16 protein-coding genes are annotated in these 16908 nt (G+C 53.9%); 14 read left to right on the top strand and 2 right to left on the bottom strand.

Annotated elements, in window-relative coordinates; translation table 11 throughout:
- Window positions 1-3: 3 nt before the first annotated feature.
- The 11 genes from HNR65_RS03145 (at window position 4) to HNR65_RS03195 (ending at window position 11444) form a co-directional block, all read left to right on the top strand.
- Window positions 4-378 (top strand): DNA-binding transcriptional response regulator, encoded by a 375-nt coding sequence (locus HNR65_RS03145; RefSeq protein ID WP_181549971.1) that lies wholly within the window; start codon window positions 4-6, stop codon window positions 376-378.
- A 50-nt stretch (window positions 379-428) separates the two neighbouring features.
- Entirely contained in the window at window positions 429-3140 is a 2712-nt protein-coding gene (locus tag HNR65_RS03150; RefSeq protein ID WP_181549972.1) for a bifunctional acetate--CoA ligase family protein/GNAT family N-acetyltransferase, read from the top strand.
- A gap of 16 nt (window positions 3141-3156) precedes the next feature.
- A complete protein-coding gene (locus HNR65_RS03155) occupies window positions 3157-3915 on the top strand; it encodes a cytidylate kinase-like family protein (RefSeq protein WP_181549973.1) in 759 nt (252 codons plus the stop codon).
- A gap of 86 nt (window positions 3916-4001) precedes the next feature.
- Window positions 4002-4313: a glycogen-binding domain-containing protein gene (locus HNR65_RS03160; RefSeq protein ID WP_181549974.1), complete on the top strand. Its 312-nt coding sequence runs from the start codon at window positions 4002-4004 to the stop codon at window positions 4311-4313.
- 519 nt (window positions 4314-4832) lie between these two features.
- Window positions 4833-6572 (top strand): sensor histidine kinase, encoded by a 1740-nt coding sequence (locus tag HNR65_RS03165; RefSeq protein ID WP_232364622.1) that lies wholly within the window; start codon window positions 4833-4835, stop codon window positions 6570-6572.
- A gap of 16 nt (window positions 6573-6588) precedes the next feature.
- Complete coding sequence (locus HNR65_RS03170) at window positions 6589-7023, top strand: response regulator (RefSeq protein ID WP_181549975.1); 435 nt, start codon at window positions 6589-6591, stop codon at window positions 7021-7023.
- A gap of 18 nt (window positions 7024-7041) precedes the next feature.
- Complete coding sequence (locus HNR65_RS03175; RefSeq protein ID WP_181549976.1) at window positions 7042-7455, top strand: response regulator; 414 nt, start codon at window positions 7042-7044, stop codon at window positions 7453-7455.
- Between the two features lie 103 nt (window positions 7456-7558).
- A complete protein-coding gene (locus tag HNR65_RS03180) occupies window positions 7559-9139 on the top strand; it encodes an SLC13 family permease (protein ID WP_181550075.1) in 1581 nt (526 codons plus the stop codon).
- A 19-nt stretch (window positions 9140-9158) separates the two neighbouring features.
- Window positions 9159-10418, top strand: coding sequence for a sensor histidine kinase (locus tag HNR65_RS03185; protein ID WP_232364623.1), 1260 nt, complete (start codon window positions 9159-9161; stop codon window positions 10416-10418).
- Window positions 10384-10830, top strand: a complete 447-nt coding sequence (locus HNR65_RS03190; protein ID WP_181549977.1) for a response regulator — start codon at window positions 10384-10386, stop codon at window positions 10828-10830. The genes HNR65_RS03185 and HNR65_RS03190 overlap by 35 nt, the downstream gene beginning before the upstream one ends.
- A gap of 125 nt (window positions 10831-10955) precedes the next feature.
- Window positions 10956-11444, top strand: a complete 489-nt coding sequence (locus tag HNR65_RS03195; protein WP_181549978.1) for a response regulator — start codon at window positions 10956-10958, stop codon at window positions 11442-11444.
- A gap of 33 nt (window positions 11445-11477) precedes the next feature.
- Here the strand turns inward: HNR65_RS03195 and HNR65_RS03200 are convergent, their stop codons facing one another.
- Window positions 11478-12092 carry an O-methyltransferase gene (locus tag HNR65_RS03200; protein WP_181549979.1) on the bottom strand — a complete coding sequence of 205 codons (615 nt, stop codon included), beginning with the start codon at window positions 12090-12092 and terminating at the stop codon, window positions 11478-11480.
- 232 nt (window positions 12093-12324) lie between these two features.
- Between HNR65_RS03200 and HNR65_RS03205 the strand changes: the two genes are divergently transcribed.
- The 3 genes from HNR65_RS03205 (at window position 12325) to HNR65_RS03215 (ending at window position 15189) form a co-directional block, all read left to right on the top strand.
- On the top strand, window positions 12325-12513 hold the full coding sequence (locus HNR65_RS03205) for a hypothetical protein (RefSeq protein ID WP_181549980.1): 189 nt from the start codon (window positions 12325-12327) through the stop codon (window positions 12511-12513).
- Window positions 12514-12746: 233 nt separating this feature from the next.
- Window positions 12747-14318, top strand: coding sequence for a DUF4301 family protein (locus HNR65_RS03210; protein WP_181549981.1), 1572 nt, complete (start codon window positions 12747-12749; stop codon window positions 14316-14318).
- A gap of 10 nt (window positions 14319-14328) precedes the next feature.
- Entirely contained in the window at window positions 14329-15189 is an 861-nt protein-coding gene (locus HNR65_RS03215) for an SMP-30/gluconolactonase/LRE family protein (RefSeq protein ID WP_181549982.1), read from the top strand.
- A 110-nt stretch (window positions 15190-15299) separates the two neighbouring features.
- Here the strand turns inward: HNR65_RS03215 and HNR65_RS03220 are convergent, their stop codons facing one another.
- The gene (locus tag HNR65_RS03220; protein ID WP_181549983.1) at window positions 15300-16766 is read right to left on the bottom strand and encodes a 4-hydroxyphenylacetate 3-hydroxylase family protein; all 1467 of its coding nucleotides are present in this window, start codon (window positions 16764-16766) and stop codon (window positions 15300-15302) included.
- Window positions 16767-16908: the final 142 nt, after the last annotated feature.

The following is a 16908-nucleotide window of genomic DNA, read 5'->3' on the forward strand; positions in this document are numbered from 1 at the left end:
AAGATGAGATCTGTACTGATTCTCGACAGCCAGGCGTATCGCAGAAAACTGCTGGTTCGCTATCTTTGTGAGGCCGGCTATGACGTATGCGGGATCAGTGAAGCGCAATATTGCCATCAGAATGATTATTCCAAGTTTGATCTTGTGATTGTCAATTTTTATCCGGATGCCGCGGGGACGTGGGATTTTTACATGGGTTTGAAAAAGAAATATCCGGATTTGCCAGTGCTGGTCTATCTGCAAAAAAGCTTCCATGCTTTCCGGAGCCTGAAGCAGGCCATTGACTCGGTTGTCTCATATCCGGAAAAATCCTGCCGGCTGCGTCGACCTGTGCGGGCCATAAGACCACTTGCCGGCATTGATCATGGGAGCTGCTAACCAGGTATGGGGCACAAACACGCCGCAGAGACCTGCGGGAAGGAATCGTTATGAGTGTATTGAATCTGAATAAGATTTTTGCACCAAGATCCATTGCCGTTATCGGCGCAAGTGAAAAAAGCGGCAGCGTGGGCACCATGGTCACAAACAACCTGGTAAACGGCGGATACAAAGGCCGGCTATACCCTGTGAATCCCAAATATACCCATGTGTCCGGCCTGCCTGCCTTCAAGTCGGTGGGAGACCTGCCGGCTGCCCCGGATCTGGTCATGATTGCCACCCCCATTGAAACAGTTGCCGAAATTGTCCGGCAATGTATGGAAAAAAACGCAGGCGGGGCAATGGTGCTGTCTGCAGGCGGCCGGGAGACTGGAAAAAAAGGCGCTGCCATGGAAGAGGAAATCAAAAGCCAAATCCAGTCCAGCGGATTTCGGGTGCTGGGCCCCAACTGTCTGGGAATCATTTCCACCCGGCATTGCATGAATGCCACTTTTGCCAACCGTATGGCACAAAGGGGCAAAATGGCCTTTATTTCCCAAAGCGGGGCCATTTGCACCGCCATTCTGGATTTTGCCGAAAAGTCCCGGATCGGATTTAGTTATTTTGTCAGCCTCGGGTCCATGCTGGATGTGGACTTCGGCGATGTAATCGATTATCTGGGCAATGATCCGCAGGTGGGCAGCATTGTCATGTATGTGGAAAATCTTGCCCGGATTCGCAATTTCATGAGCGCGGCCCGCTCCGTATCCCGGGTCAAGCCCATTATTGCCCTCAAAGCCGGCCGCACCCGGGCCGGGGCTGCGGCAGCGGCCTCTCACACCGGGGCCCTGGCAGGTGAAGATGCCGTATATGACGCTGCCTTTAAAAGGGCGGGTATTGTCCGGGTCAAGACCTTTGCGGAGTTGTTTGATTGTGCCGAGTTTATCGGAAAGCAGCCCAAACCCGCCGGCCACGGCCTGGCCATCCTGACCAATGCCGGGGGGGCGGGTGTGATGGCTGCTGATGCCCTGTGGGATTATGGATTTTTCCCGGTGACGCTGGCGCCTGAAACCATCCGGCAGCTGGATGCGATCCTTCCGCCCCACTGGAGCCGGGCCAATCCCGTGGATATCCTGGGCGATGCCACAGCAGAACGATACGCGAGGGCGGCCGAAATTCTTGCAGGCGCCAGGGAGGTCAACGGACTGCTGATCATGCTGGCGCCTCAGGCCATTGCCGAGCCCACCCGGGTGGCCGAGGTGCTGGCCGAACAGTTAAAGAAACAATCCTATCCGGTTTTTACCGCCTGGCTCGGGGGCAGTGATGTGGAAGGCGGGCGGGCTGTCTTTCACAAGTCCGGCATTCCGACCTTTGACTCTCCGGAGCGGGCGGTGCGGGCTTTTATGGATCTTTACCGTTATTCCCGCAATATTGAAATGCTTCAGCAGATTCCGGAAAAACTGCCGCACCGGCTCGACTTTGACCGGCAGAAGGCAAAGGCTTTGATTGACACGGCGCTGGCACGGGAGACCGGTCATATGCCGGAAATCGAGGCCAAGGATCTGCTGGCGGCCTATGGCATCCCGGTCAACCCGACCATGTTTGCCGGCACTGCGGAGCAGGCGGCAAACATGGCTGAAAAAACCGGGTTTCCGGTGGTTTTGAAGGTGGCTTCCAGTCGGATCGTTCATAAAAGTGACGTAGGCGGAGTGGCGCTGAACCTCTGCGATGCCACAGCGGTAAGCGAGGCTTTCGGACAGATGGCCCGGCGTGTTGACGAGCGCTGTCCCGGAGGGTTTGATGGTGTCAGCGTGCAGAAAATGCTGCCGCAGGGAAGTTATGAGATCATTGCGGGTGCCAGAAAAGACCGTGAATTTGGACCTGTAGTGCTGTTCGGGACAGGGGGGGTATTAACGGAGGTGTTCAAAGACCGTTCCATCGCATTGCCCCCCCTGAACCGACTTCTGGCCCGCAGAATGATGGAAGAAACCCGAATTTACAAGGTTTTGCAGGGATATCGCAATCTTGATGCCCTGGATCTGGTTCAGTTCGAGGCCCTGCTTATCCGGCTTTCCCAGCTGATGACGGATTTTGCGGAAATTTCCGAAATCGACATCAATCCCCTGATGGTTCATGACGGCCGGATCATCGCCGTTGATGCCAGGGTGATCGTCAGTCCCGCTGAGGTCAAAGCGCCCCTGCATCTGGTGATCAGCCCCTATCCCAATGAGTATGAAGAGCAACTGGATCTGGAAGACGTCGGCGTGTTGACAGTCCGGCCCATCCGGCCCGAAGATGCCCCGCTTCTGGAGGAGATGTTTAACGAACTTTCTCCCATGAGTATTTATTACCGGTTTTTTAGCCCCATCAAGCGCCTGCCGCACTATATGCTGGCCCGGTTTACCCAGATCGATTATGATCGGCAGATTGCCATGGTGGCAATATCCACAGCCGGAGGAATAGAAAAAATGCTTGGTGTCAGCCGGGTAATCGGGGAGCCGGATGGAAAAACAGCTGAATTTGCGGTTCTTGTGGCTGACCAGTGGCATGGAAAGGGTATTGGTGCAATTTTGTTAAAACGCTGCCTGGATATTGCCCGGAGCCGGGGCACGGATAAGATCTGGGGTCTGATTCTGCCGGACAATACCAAGATGCTGGCCCTGGCCCGGAAGCTTGGCTTTGATATCCGGAAAGACAATACCGGAGAGTATGAAGCAACCCTGCGTTTTCAAAATTCCGGAGGAGAACCGGACAAACCATCTTATGCGGGTTCTGCCCGTTAAAAAAAGGAGGCCGCCAATGACCCACCACTATAACAAATATATTCCCGGAACCTACGGGAAACGTATTCCCGGGGGCGCAGCCAAGGCAGAGGAGGTGATTTTGGAATGGGAGCGCAGGCGGCTTAAGGCCATCAAGAAAAAAGACGCTGAAGCCCGGGTGACCAACTGCATTGCGTTTTCCCGGAAAATCGGCTTGGGCGCCCTTGAAATTGCGGATCTAATGTCATCGCGGCTCGGCGGGATGCGCGTTGTGGACCGCGGGATTCTGGAAAAGATCGCAGAGAACAAGCATCTCGGAGAAAAAACCATTGATTCCTTTGATGAACGTTATCCCGGGGCCATGAGTGATTTCGCCGCTCTTCTGTTCGGGGAGAAATCCTTTACCATGGGCGATTACATGCGCTACTTGACCGGCGCTGTGTTTGCCATGGCCGACGCAGGTCCCACGATTTTTGTGGGCCGGGCGGTTCATTTGATCCTGCCCCGCCAACGGGTTCTGGCTGTGCGCTTTATCGCTTCCCGGGATTTCCGGGTCCGGCGGATTGCAGAAATTCTGGAAGTGACAGAGGATGCAGCAGCAAAGGAACTCGACCGGGTGGATCGGGAGCAGAAGGAATTTTTCCGGAAAAATTTCAATAAAAAAGACGCCGCTGCTTATGAATTTGATATGGTGATCAATCGCGACTATCTGGAAAGCGCCGATGCTGCCGCAGAAGTCGTGGCAACGGCTTACCGTCAAAAATTTGATTACCATCACCGGCGGACTTATTCTTGAAAATGATGGCCCCGGATTCGGTTGACCCGGAAATGCCGGGGCTTTTTCAATGCCGGTAAAAAATAACATCAAGCAGGAGTCGGGTTATGGATAAGACCAATAAAGGCCGAAGGAGAGTGACGTTTCGTCTGGCGGCTCCGGATGCTGCAGAGGTAAGCCTGGGCGGAAGTTTTAACAACTGGAACAACAGAAAACATCTTATGAAGAAAAAACCCGGAGGATTCTGGGAAAAAATCGTGATGCTGCCGCCCGGCCGATATGAATACAAGTTTATGATTGATGGAAAATGGTGCCTGGACCCGGCAAACAGGCAGAGCTGTGATAATTCCTTTGGTACCCGCAATTCCGTAATCGAAGTCAGTGCCCCGCCCATATCCCTGCGAGCCCGGAAGAAGTAGGAACAATTCCAAAAATATTGCGGACAGGCCATCTCCTTTGATTTCAAATCGTTTATCAGTGTTGTCATGCCTCTCCGGAGACCTGCTGCAAAAATGGCCGGAAAGGCCGTGCGGTTTGATGATCGTTGGTGTTTGGCGCGCCCAATAGTTGCTTTTATGTTCATAAGCGATGGTTTTTTACACCTTGTAAAGGAAACCTGCACCCTTCCTTTTTTCTTCAGTATTGGATTCTTCTGCAAAATCTTTGTTTCATGGGTTTTGGGGGAAAAAATCAATAGACAGACCGTTTTTTCCCAAAAATCACATCTTCCGGCATGTCTTTTGCTTTTCTGTGATTTCAGGACCCGGCTTTGTGCTGCTGCAGTCTGTCTGTTCTGCGGCCCAATATGCGGACCTGTACGGGATTGCAGCAAAAACAGAATCTGTTGAATGTACCGGGATGGCAAAAGCGTTTTTACGGTTTTGTTTGCCGGGTGAATATCTGCTGACTGCTCCCATAACATTGCAGGGGAACGTATTTTGACAAACAAAGAATCACCGAAAGAAAACAGCCAGAACGCAAAGGCCTATTACAGGAACCTGACCCGGAACATGATCGCCACCATGGTCACGGTGTCTTTTGCACCCATGATCGTGGTGATTGTCTTTCTTTTGTATCAATTTCATCTTTCCTATTTCGAAAAAACCTATGCCCATCTCCAGGAGCTGGTGCAGAAGCACAAGCAGAATATTGACACGTTTTTGGATGAAAAACTGGCCAATATTCAGTTTCTGGTCCAGAGCAGCAGCCTTGAACGGCTGACGGACCGTTCCATCCTTCAGGCCAAGCTCCGGTATCTGCAGGAGCAATACGGGGATGTGTTTGTGGATTTGGGTGTGGTGGATGAAACCGGAAAACAGCTGGCCTATGCCGGGCCATACGAGCTTCAGGATGTGGGTTATTTTGAGGCCAGCTGGTTTAAGGCGGCCATTGCCAAAGATTTTTATATCAGCGACGTGTTCATGGGCTTTCGCGGAACTCCGCACTTCATTATTACAGTGCGCTGGCAGCGGCAGGATAAGACCTATATTCTGCGGACCACCATTGACTTCCAGTATTTTAACACGCTGGTGGAAAATCTGCGCGTGGGCCGGACCGGGTATGCATTTATCCTCAACAGCGAGGGCCGGTTTCAGACAAGGCCGGTTTTTGAAAAAGCTTTGTGGGAAAAGACCTATGATTATTTTATCCGGCGCATGGATGCCAGCGACCGGCTGGTCGAAGTTATTGAACTGCCGGACGAGTCCGGAACGACCCATATATATGCCATTGCCGGCTTAAAGAACGGCGATTGGCTGATGATTTTCAAACAGGAAAAGTTTGATGCCTTCTCTGATATTTACCGGATGTTTCAATTTGCCGGCATCATATTTCTGGTAGGCGCCGCCGGTATTGGACTCATGGCATTTTTACTGACGAAACGAATGGTTAGAAGAATTATGAGCGCCGATAAAGAAAAGGCCAGGCTCAATCAACAGATGATTGAGACCGGAAAGCTGGCATCGGTGGGAGAACTGGCAGCCGGAATTGCCCATGAAATCAACAATCCTGTGGCCATCATGGTGGAGGAGGCCGGCTGGATTGAAGACTTGCTGCAGGAAGAAGAGTTTGCCCAAAGCGAAAACCTGGAAGAATTCCGGCGGGCATTGCGGCAGATTGCCACCCAGGGCCGGCGCTGCAAGGAAATCACCCATAAACTGCTCAGCTTTGCCCGCAAAACCGATGCAACAGTAAAGGATGTGCAGATCAATGATCTGATCACGGAGATTGTTGATCTTTCGGCCCAGATGGCCAGGTACAACAAAGTCATCATTGCCACCGAGCTGCAGCCGGGTCTGCCCTATGTTTGTCTGGCGCCTTCAGAGATGCAGCAGGTAATGCTCAACCTGATCAACAATGCCATCGACGCCATGGACAAAACCGGCGGCACCATCAATATCAGCACCAAGATCAGCAAGCTGGAAGAAAATCATATTGTCATCACAGTAGAAGACGACGGTCCGGGAATTCCGGAAGCCAACCTGAACCGGATTTTTGATCCGTTTTTCACCACCAAGGCCGTGGGCAAGGGCACGGGACTCGGATTGTCTATTTGCTACGGAATTATCGAGAAGATGGGCGGCAAGATTGATGTCACCAGTACTGTCAACCAGGGCACCCGGTTCCGGATATGGATTCCAATCCAGGCAGCCGGAAAAGATTCATCTGAAAAAAAATGAACAAGGAGAGAAACACATGGCAAATCCATTTGTGATGCTGGTCGATGATGAGTCCGATTTTATCGAAACCATGTCCAAGCGTCTGCAGAAGCGCGGTTTCAAAGTCCTCACAGCCACCGAAGGCAAGGGAGCCCTTGAACTGGTGGGCAAGAACCGGAATCTGGAGGTGATGATCCTGGATGTGAAAATGCCGGGTATGGACGGCATTGAAGTCCTCAGGGAAATGAAAAAGAGTTATCCCCTGATCGAAGTGATCATGCTTACCGGGCATGCCACCATCGAGTCGGCCATTGACGGGATGAAAATCGGTGCTTTTGATTATCTGATGAAACCCTGCAATATTGAACAGTTAAGCCAGAAGGTCCAGGAGGCGGTGGAAAAGCGCCGCGCCCAGGAAGAAAAAATTGAAAAAGCCCGGATGGAAAAAGTTGTATCCACCCGGGGTATCTAACAGTCAGGATACGCTGCCATGTCTGATTCAGCAAACATCCCGAAAGACTGTATCCATCTTTTGCTTGTGGATGACGAGGAGGGTTACGTCAATGTCCTGGCCAACCGTCTTGGAAAACGGGGCATGGATGTGGCAAAAGCCTACTGCGGTGCCGATGCCCTCCAGGCCGTGCGTTCCAGGGATTTTGACGTGGTGGTGCTGGATCTGAAGATGGAAGACATGGATGGTCTGGAAGTTCTTCAGATTTTAAAGCAACTGGATAAGGGTATGGAGGTGATCATGCTCACCGGCCACGGATCCCAGGCAGCGGCCCGGGCCGGACTGGAGCACGGAGCTTTTGATTATCTGACCAAACCCTGCGAACTCGATGAGTTGCTGGACAAAATCCGGGATGCCTGTGTGCACAAGAAAAATAAGAAAGATCAAAAATAAGATTTGCGTGCATTCAGAATGACAATTACAGCCCCGGCTGCACCGAAAAAGGCAGGCGGAATCGATAATGGATGAACCGGCCATTGCGGACAAGGAGCCGAATATGTTTTTCAAATCCAATATATTCAAACTGGGCATGGCCATACTGCTCGGTGTCATCGTGTTGTTGCTGCCCCGACCGGAAGGGACCCAGTTCCGGATAAACGGAGATCCCGGTCAGCAGGTTCTGGCAGCGGTTGACAGCCATTTTTCCCTCGCAGCCGCCAAAAAGCTGAAGCAGGGCGCCTATATTCTGAAAGTCCGGCCGGAGCAGCCCATTGAAAACCCGGGGGTCCATCTCAATGAGCAGTTGAAGAAAATGGATCTGGAGGGAGTTTCCATGGACTATGTGGACGGGCTTGCGCCAAAGGGAAAACGATTTCTGGCCATGCTTGCGGGACTGATCTTTTTATTCATCGTGGAGCCCATCCCCCTGGAAATTACGGCCATATTGATCGGCGTGTTTCTTGTGATCATGGGCGTTTCCGGCGTCGAAGGCGCTTGGGCGCCCTACATGCATCCGGTGGTCCTGTTTATCATGTGCTGCCTGATTTTTGCCATTGCCCTGGACAAGGCCGGGATCACCAGGCGGCTGGGCATGTTTATCATCAAAAAGGCCGGCACCAGCGTGACCCGGTTTACCTTTATTATTGCCATCGGACTGGGGCTGGCGTCATCCTTCATGCATGATGCTGCTGCCTGCGCCGTGGGCATTGTCACCATGCTGCCGCTGATGCGGGCAGCCGGCATTGATCCCAACACCCGGACCGCCCGCTTTATGATGCTGTCTCTGCCCTTTGCCTGTTCAGCCGGCGGAATGGGTTCCCTGGTGGGCGGCGGACGCAATATGGTGGCCGCTGCCTTTTTAAAGGAATTTACCGGCATTGAGCTGACCTTTTTCGACTGGATTCTTTATGCCATGCCCGCGGCGATGCTAACCGTGCCCATTGCGGTTTTTGTGGTGTATCTGGTCTACCGGCCGGATCCCACCATTGCGCTGCCCAAATTCGATGAGGAGATGGGGCCCTGGACCCGACATGAAATTGTTACCCTGATCATTGTGGGCCTGGCGTTTCTGACCTGGTTGACCAAGGGGATTCACGGAATACACTACTCCATTACCGGTATGCTGGCCGTGGCCCTGCTGGCGGTGACACGCTGTCTTACGTGGGAGGACATCAATGACAACCTGGAATGGGGCACGGCCCTGTTTATTTTCGGCGGTGGTATTTCCCTGGGGTTGGCCATGGGCTATTCCGGGGCCGGCGAGTTCTTCGCCAACCTGTTTTTCCCGCTGATTCAGGGCAAGGGCTGGCTGGTGATGTTTATCGGGGTGGGCGTGTTCGGGGCCATTGTCACCAATGCCATGGCCAATGTGGCAGCCGCGGCCCTGATTCTGCCCATCGTCATTCCCATGGCTCAGATGGAGGGCGTGGATCCCAGGGTACTGGCCCTGTGCCTGGGAATGGCTTGTTCGTTTGCTTACCTGCTGGTGATCGGGTGCCCGCCCAATGCCATTGCCTACAGTTACCGGTATTTCAAATCATCTGACCTGACCAGGCTGGGTCTGGTTGTCATGCCGATTCTGCTGAGCGTTCTGGTTTTGGTGGCCGCGGTCTGGTGGCATATTCTGGGGCTTGTATAATATATTGGGACAAGGCATCATGACAGATTCCGGCCAAAAACAGGACAAGGAAGGCATTCGTGCTCTGCTGGTGGATGACGAGGTTGATTTCCGGAGCACGGCAGCCAAGCGGCTCAACAGACGGGGTATTGAAGTGGCTCAGGCCGGCACCGGCGAAGAGTGCATCGGGTTGCTGGAATCCGGTTCCGATCGGGTGGTGGTGCTGGATGTCAAAATGCCCGGCATGGACGGCATTGAAACCCTGGGGGTGATCAGGGAGCGTTTCCCGGAAACCGAGGTCATCCTGCTCACGGGCCATGCATCCGCCCGGGACGGGGTGGAAGGAATCAAGAAAGGGGCGTTTGACTATCTCACCAAGCCCATCGAGTTTGATCATCTGCTGGAAAAGATCCGGCAGGCCCATGACCGGCGGCGCAGAATCAAGGAGAAGAAGCGGGAGCAGGAATTCCGGGCCAAAATGGAGCAGCAGATGATCGCCACCGAACGGCTGGCCGCCCTGGGGACCCTGTCCACGGGCGTAGCCCACGAGATCAACAATCCCCTGGCCATGATGCGCGAATCCGCCGGGTTCATGCGGCTGGTGCTCGGCAAGGAGGAAATGGCGGCTGTGCCCCGCAAATCAGATCTGGAGCGGGGGCTGGACAAGATTGAAAAGGGCATTGAAAGGATACGGCGCATTACCCATCTGCTCCTGGGATTCGTTCGTCAGCAGGACCAGCGGTTTTCCGAAACCCGGCTGAAGGATCTGATCGAAGAAAGCCTTGAGTTGGTGGGCCGGGAGGCCAAAGACAAGGAGATCACTTTCGTGCGCGAAATGGCGGGAGCCGATGGCATCATTTACAGCGATCCCTATCAGATTCGCCAGGTGTTTATCAACCTGTTGACCAATGCGGTGCATGCCATTTCAAGGAAGGGCACCATCACCATCGGTCTGCACGACAAGGGCGAGCAGGTGGAATTCTTTATTGCGGACACGGGTGACGGCATTCCCAGGGAGAACATGAGCAAGATCTTTGAACCCTTTTTCTCTACGAAATCGCCGGACAAGGGCACAGGCCTGGGGTTGTATGTAACACGCGGAATTGTCAACAAACTCGGCGGCGACATTTCCCTGGAAAGCAAAGTGGGCCGAGGCACCACATTTCGGGTGATACTGCCCAAATGCCAACCGGGAGGATCCGAATGCACGGAAGATGAGGATGTGTGCCGCGATATCCTGCAAAAAATCAAGGAGATGAAAAACGATGATTCAGATACCGGCCAAAGTTCTGATCGTTGACGACGAAAAAGATTTTGTGGAAATGTTTTCCCTTCGGCTTCAGGAAGCCGGCCAGAAAGTCTTCGAGGCCTACAGCGGCAAGGAGTGCCTGGATATGCTGACCGAAAGACCGGATATTGATGTGGTGGTGCTCGATATCAAGATGCCTGGCATGGATGGCATCGAGACCCTGCAGCAGATCAAGAAGAAATTTCCCATTGTGGAAGTCATCCTGCTGACCGGGCATGGCACCATTGAAACCGCTGTGGAGGGAATGCGGCTGGGGGCCTATGATTATCTGCTCAAGCCGGCGGATTTTGAGGATTTCAAGACCAAGCTGGAAAGGGCCCGAAAGCGAAAAGACGAGCAGGAAGAACGTATTCGGAAAGCCGAGCAGCGGGCCATGATCCGCAAGTCCGGGGAGGTTTACTGAAGGGTATGGGTTAATTGAGGATTGTTCAGAGATTAAAAAAACAAAGCGGCCCTGTGTCTTCCACCGGCAGACCGGCAGACAGATGGGGCCGACCCAGAGGACCCATCAATCAAGGAGTTAGATGAATGGAACGGAAAATCAATTTGTTGTTCGTGGATGACGAAGAACAGTTCCTCAAGTCAATGACAAAGCAGCTTGAGGTTCGGGATTTCAATGTCATTGCCGCCAACCGGGGTGAAAAGGCCCTGGAGGTAGCCCGCGCCGTTCCCGTGGATGTGGCCCTGGTGGATTTGAAAATGCCGGGCATCAACGGAGAAGAGACCCTCAAGGCGCTCAAGGATGAGCATAAGTGGCTGGAAATTGTAATCCTTACCGGGCACGGCAGTATTGATTCGGCCAAGGAGTGCACTCGAAGCGGGGCTTATGAATACCTTCAAAAGCCCTGCCACATCGATGACCTGTTGGAAGTGTTGAAAAATGCCTACAAAAAAAAGGTCATGAACAAAAACAAGATCGAGGAAAAACGAATCAACGAAATGCTGCGCCTGGCGCAATCCGATTCTCCCAGGAAGATTCTGGCCCGGCTCAAGGAAATAGACCGGGGCGCTATCTGATCCGGCCCGCTTTCAATCAATACATCAAGGTTGTTATGCCCGGACGGCAAAGCACAGCCCGTCATGTAGGGCTGAGTGCATGGGCAGGTAGGAAAGGATCTGAACGCTTTGCCAGCCGGAATCGGTGTAAATGGCCTGGTTGAATTTTTTTGCATCCACAAATGCCGTATTGTCGGCAATCAGCAGGCCGCCGGGACGCACCAGGGGTGTCAGTTTGGCAAGCGCCGCGTGGTAGTCCTTTTTTTCAATATCCATGAATACAAAATCAAACAGGCCGTCAAGTTCCGGCAGAACCTGAAGGCCGTCTGCCTCCATGACGGTCACCACTTCGGAAAGCCCGGCCTGATCCAGGTGGGTCCGGGCTCTCTGGGCCATGTCTGCATTGTTTTCGAGGCTCAGGACCCGGCCGTTGGCCGGCTGGCATGCCCGGCCCAGGTAGATGGCCGAATATCCGGTGGCCGTTCCCAGTTCCAGGATATTGACAGCGTCGGTGGCACGGGCCAGGACAAACAGCAGCTGTCCCACCACCGGTCCCACAATGGGGATGCCTTCCTTTTTGGCTTCGGCCTCGAGTTTTTGCAAAACCGCATCCCGCTCCGGGACAAGTTGAGAAAAATAGGTTTCCGGGTGTTTGACCGTGTCTGCCAAGGCGCGTTCTCCTGTTTTCAAATGAGTTGTGTGGATATTTTTTTACATTCCAAGCATAATTTCTGTTTGCCGCAATTGCAAGCCGTCGTTGCCCCAAGGCTTTTATAATGTCCTGACAACGGGCATTATTGAGAAGTTCACAGCCATGAAGCGTTTTTCGGGGTTTCCCCGGCCGGTCATGGGCCAAAACATGCATTGAGTCTTGCTGTGGTTTGACGCTTCAGAGGGTTTGATGTATATTTTTCCCAAGTATAATGGTGCCGTAAAAAGCTTTTTACCGCGTCCGCTGTTGTTGCAGGAAGGAAGCCCTGCGGCCGGGGTCAGTTTTTTCGCTCCTGACCGTTTACGGATTCAGCCAATGCCTTCGCTTAAAATTTCAAAAACCCGGCCTGTCGGCCTCAAACAGTTTGAAATTTTTTAGCTCCGGCATTTGCTGAATTTTTCCGTAAACGCTCAATGTCGCTTCAAAAACCGACCCCGCCCTTGGACTTCCTTGGAAGTCCTAAAACGGATATCATCATCAACCACTAAGGAGACAACTTTTTGATTTTACTTAACACTTAATCACTTAAAACTTAACACTGCCTGTAAAAAAGACTTTTTACAGGCGCATCAAGTACGGGTATTGACAAAAAACACCACAGGGGGTGGCTGATGAAGCGCACGCAATGGAGCAGCAAGGACCTGGAACAGATCCGGGAGCATGGACTCTCTGAGCAAGTTGTGGAAGAACAGGTTGCCGTTTTTGAAAAAGGCGCACCTTATGCCGAGCTGGACCGGCCGTGCACGGTGGGCGACGGCATCAAGCGGCTGGGAGACGAGGATCTTGACGAATATATCCGGGCCTTTGAAAAGGCGGTTTCCCGCCGGGAGGCGGTGAAATTCGTGCCGGCTTCCGGTGCGGCCACGCGAATGTTTAAGGCCCTGCTCCAAATTTCCCACAGCCATTCGCCCGTGGAATATGCAGAGATCTGTGCAAAAGGCCAAAAAGAGGGGGGCGTCTATGCCGAAGCCTGCAGCTTCATGGATCAGGTTCAGCAGTTTGCCTTTTATGAAGACCTGGCCCAAAAAATGGGAAAAGACGGCCTGGATGCGGCAGAACTGCGCAAGCAGGGGGATTTTACCCAAATTTTTGAATACCTGCTCACGGACAAGGGCCTGGATTATGCCTCAACCCCCAAGGGCTTGATTCTGTTTCACAAATACCCAGACGGCGCCCGCACCGCATTTGAGGAGCATCTGGTGGAGGCGGCCGCGTATGCAAAGGATCAGGACAGCAGATGCCGGCTTCATTTAACCGTGTCCCCGGAGCACCGGTCGGGATTTGAAGCCCTGCTGCGGGCCAGGCGCCGCGACTATGAACAGGCATACAATGCCGCCTATGATGTGGGTTTCTCCCAGCAGTCGCCGGCCACTGATACCATTGCCGTGGACATGGGAAACCGCCCCTTCCGGGATTCAGACGGACGGCTTGTGTTCAGACCGGGCGGCCACGGGGCTTTAATCGACAATCTCAATGCCCTGGATGCGGACCTGGTTTTTATCAAAAACATTGACAATGTCGTGCCTGACCGGCTGAAAAACGAAACCTTTCGCTGGAAAAAAGCCCTGGCCGGATATCTGGTAAAGCTGGAAAAGCAGATTCGGCGGTTTCAGGAGCAGTTGGCAGGAGACAGCCCCCGGAACCCGGATCTTGACGAGGCCGCCGAATTCGTGGAAGACCAGCTCGGGGTTCGGCTGCCGGATTATTTTAGAAATGCTTCATCAGATCGCAAAAAGGCGTTTTTAACAGATCGGCTGCACCGTCCCCTGCGTGTGTGCGGCATGGTGCCCAGCACGGGCGAGCCCGGCGGCGGCCCGTTCTGGGTGAAAGACAAAGAGGGCGGGGCTTCCATCCAGATCGTGGAAAGCGCCCAGATTGATCCGGACTCCCCCCGGCAGCAGGAAATCGCAAAGGCCCTGACCCATTTCAATCCCGTGGATATTGTTGCCAGCCTCAGGGATGCCAATAACCGGCCCTTTGACCTGCACCGGTATGTGGATGATCAGGCGGTGTTTATTTCCGTTAAATCCAAAGACGGCAGGGAGCTAAAGGCCCTGGAGCATCCGGGCCTGTGGAACGGGGCAATGGCCGGGTGGAATACGGTGTTTGTGGAAGTGCCGCTGATCACGTTCAATCCCGTCAAAACCGTCAATGATCTGCTGCGCAGGGAGCATCAGGGATAAGATGGAAAAAATGGATATATCGGAAATCAAAACCCTGGGCTCGGGGCTGGCCCGTCCCGAGGGGGTTATGGCCGAACCCGGCGGCGGGCTGGTGGCCGCAGATGCCCGGGGCTGCTGCGCAAAAATTTCCCCTGACGGGCAAACGCAATTTTACGGGAATGTGGGCGGCGTGCCAAACGGTATCTGCCTGGACAAACAGGGCAACTGCATCATTGCCAATATCGGAAACGGGCAGGTCCAGTGCCTGGCTGCCGACGGCACCCACACGGTCCTGTTTGACAAAGCCGACGGGCGGGCCATGCCTGCGCCCAATTTTCCCTTTCTGGATCTGCAGGGCCGGCTCTGGGTATCAAACTCCACGGCCGGTGATCTGGAGCAATCCCTCCGGCAGCCCGCCCCGGACGGGTGTGTGATGGTCTACGAGAACAACCGGGCCAGGATTGCCGCAGAAGGCCTGTATTTTGCAAACGGGGTGGCAGTGGATTCGGAGGGAAAGTATCTGTACGTGGCCGAGACCACCCGGCAGGCCATTTCCCGGTTTGCCATCGGAAAAGACGGCAGTCTGGGCGACAGGCAGACTTACGGCCCGGAGCCGCTTTGTGATCTGGGGTTTCCGGACGGATGCGCCCTGGATGAAGCCGGCAATCTCTGGGTCACCTTTCCCGCCCGGGGCGCGGTCGGGTATATTGATCCGGACAGGCGGCTTTGCATGGTTGCCGAAGACCGCCGGATGGAAGTGCTCCGGCGGCCCACCAATATCTGTTTTGGCGGAAAAGATCGAAAAACCGCATTTATCGGGAGCCTGGACAGCCAGTCCATTGCGTATTTCCCGGTGCCGTATCCGGGCCAGGCCCTGATCCATCAGTTGTGACAGGCGCTTTTTGCGGCATTTCCCAAAAGCTTTTTGCAGGAAAAAAGGCAAGCGGCCGGGGTGAGTTCAAAAACAAACCCCGGCTCCGGACTTGCCTGCAACAGAGGCTCTTATTTTTCCTTGATTCCCGCCAGTTCCTTTACAAGGCGCTTGCGGGCCTTGACGTCATACTGGGAGGTGATGGCGATCTGCTCCATGATGGGGGATCCGCCGCCGTGGTAGTTGCCGTAGTTGGTGGTGCCGGCTGCACCCGTGCAGGTGTTTTCGATGAAATACAGCCAGAACTTGATCTGGTCGTCCACGGGTATATTGGGGTTGCGCTTGAGGTATTTTTCCAGAATCGGCTTTAGTTCCGGGTTGGTGATATCGCTTTCATACGGAAACGTGGATGGAAAACCCCCTGCGATGTTGCACAGCATTTCCTGTTCGTGAAACACGGCTTCCCCGGTCAGGCAGCGGCCAACGTTGGCATAGATGGAATCGGGAATGCAGCTGCCCGGCCCGTAAGGGGCCCGGCCCATGCCCGGGATGTAGACCTCGGGTTTGCCAAAATCAGAGGCGGTGTAGCCGGCTGCATAGCCCAGCTCGGTGACCTTGATGATCTCGGCAAACATTTCCCGCACATGGGAGGTTTTTTCAATGCCGTTGTATTCCGCGGCCGTGGCGGCCAGGCCCAGCAAAACATCGCCCAGGGCCGGCTTGCAGCCCGAGTAGCTGTGGCGGTGAAACAGGGCAAACAGCAGGGCGCAGATGCCGCCGTGATCGTTTTCCCCGCAGAGAAACACCCGATCCCAGGGAATGAAGGTGTCTTCAAACAACAGGTAGGAGTCGGTGTATCCCCCGTCAAAACCTCTTTGGTAAGCCTCCCGCGGCCGGGAGCTGTGGGGGTGGACCACCTGGATGAGGCCCTCGTGGTCGGCCGGGACGGCAAAGGCCACGGCGTAGTCCTTTTCATTGGGCCCCAGGGCCCGGGTGGGCACCACCAGGATCTCGTCGGCAATGGAGGCCTCGGAGATGTGCAGTTTGCAGCCCTTGACAACAATGCCGTCTTTGGTTTTCTCTTTGACATGAAGGTACATGTCCGGATCGGCCTGATCGGCCGGGCGCTTTAGGCGCTCGCCTTTCATGTCGGTCTGGGCGCAGCAGCCCACCAGGTCGTTTTTCTGGAAATTTTCCAGCCATTTCAAAAAGTTTTGATGGTACTCGCTGTTGCCGTTGTTGAGCTTGTCGGCCTCAAAGGAAACCGCGTTAATGGCGTTGATGGCATCCACGCCCATGCAGCGCTGGATGCAGCCGCCGACCTTTTTGCACAGATACCGGGTCATGTCCTGCTTTTTATGCAGATCCGCAGGGGACTGGTGCACATGGCAGAACCGGTTGATGGTCTCTCCGGTGAGATGGGAGGTGGCCGTGCACAGATCCTTTCCCTCGGGGCTGGCGGCTTCATCAAACGTCACGCCCATGACGTTTAAGGCATTCATCTGAACTTCATCGTCGCGGTCGATTTTGCCGCCGTTGAAATACAGGTTGCGCCGCATTTTTTTAAGGCCGTCGATGTACTCCTGTTTGGTTCTCATTATTCCTCCGGTTGTCTTGGATGGTGTCTTTGTGCGAAAAGCCCGAAGCAGCGGCTTCCGGCCCGGCAGTCAAAATTTTTGTTAAAGTCTCATTTTTAAATAAAACCCCAAAACTAAATTAAGGCTCCAGTATAATTCTGTC

Source organism: Desulfosalsimonas propionicica, assembly GCF_013761005.1.
In the GTDB taxonomy this organism is placed as follows: Bacteria; Desulfobacterota; Desulfobacteria; order Desulfobacterales; family Desulfosalsimonadaceae; genus Desulfosalsimonas; species Desulfosalsimonas propionicica.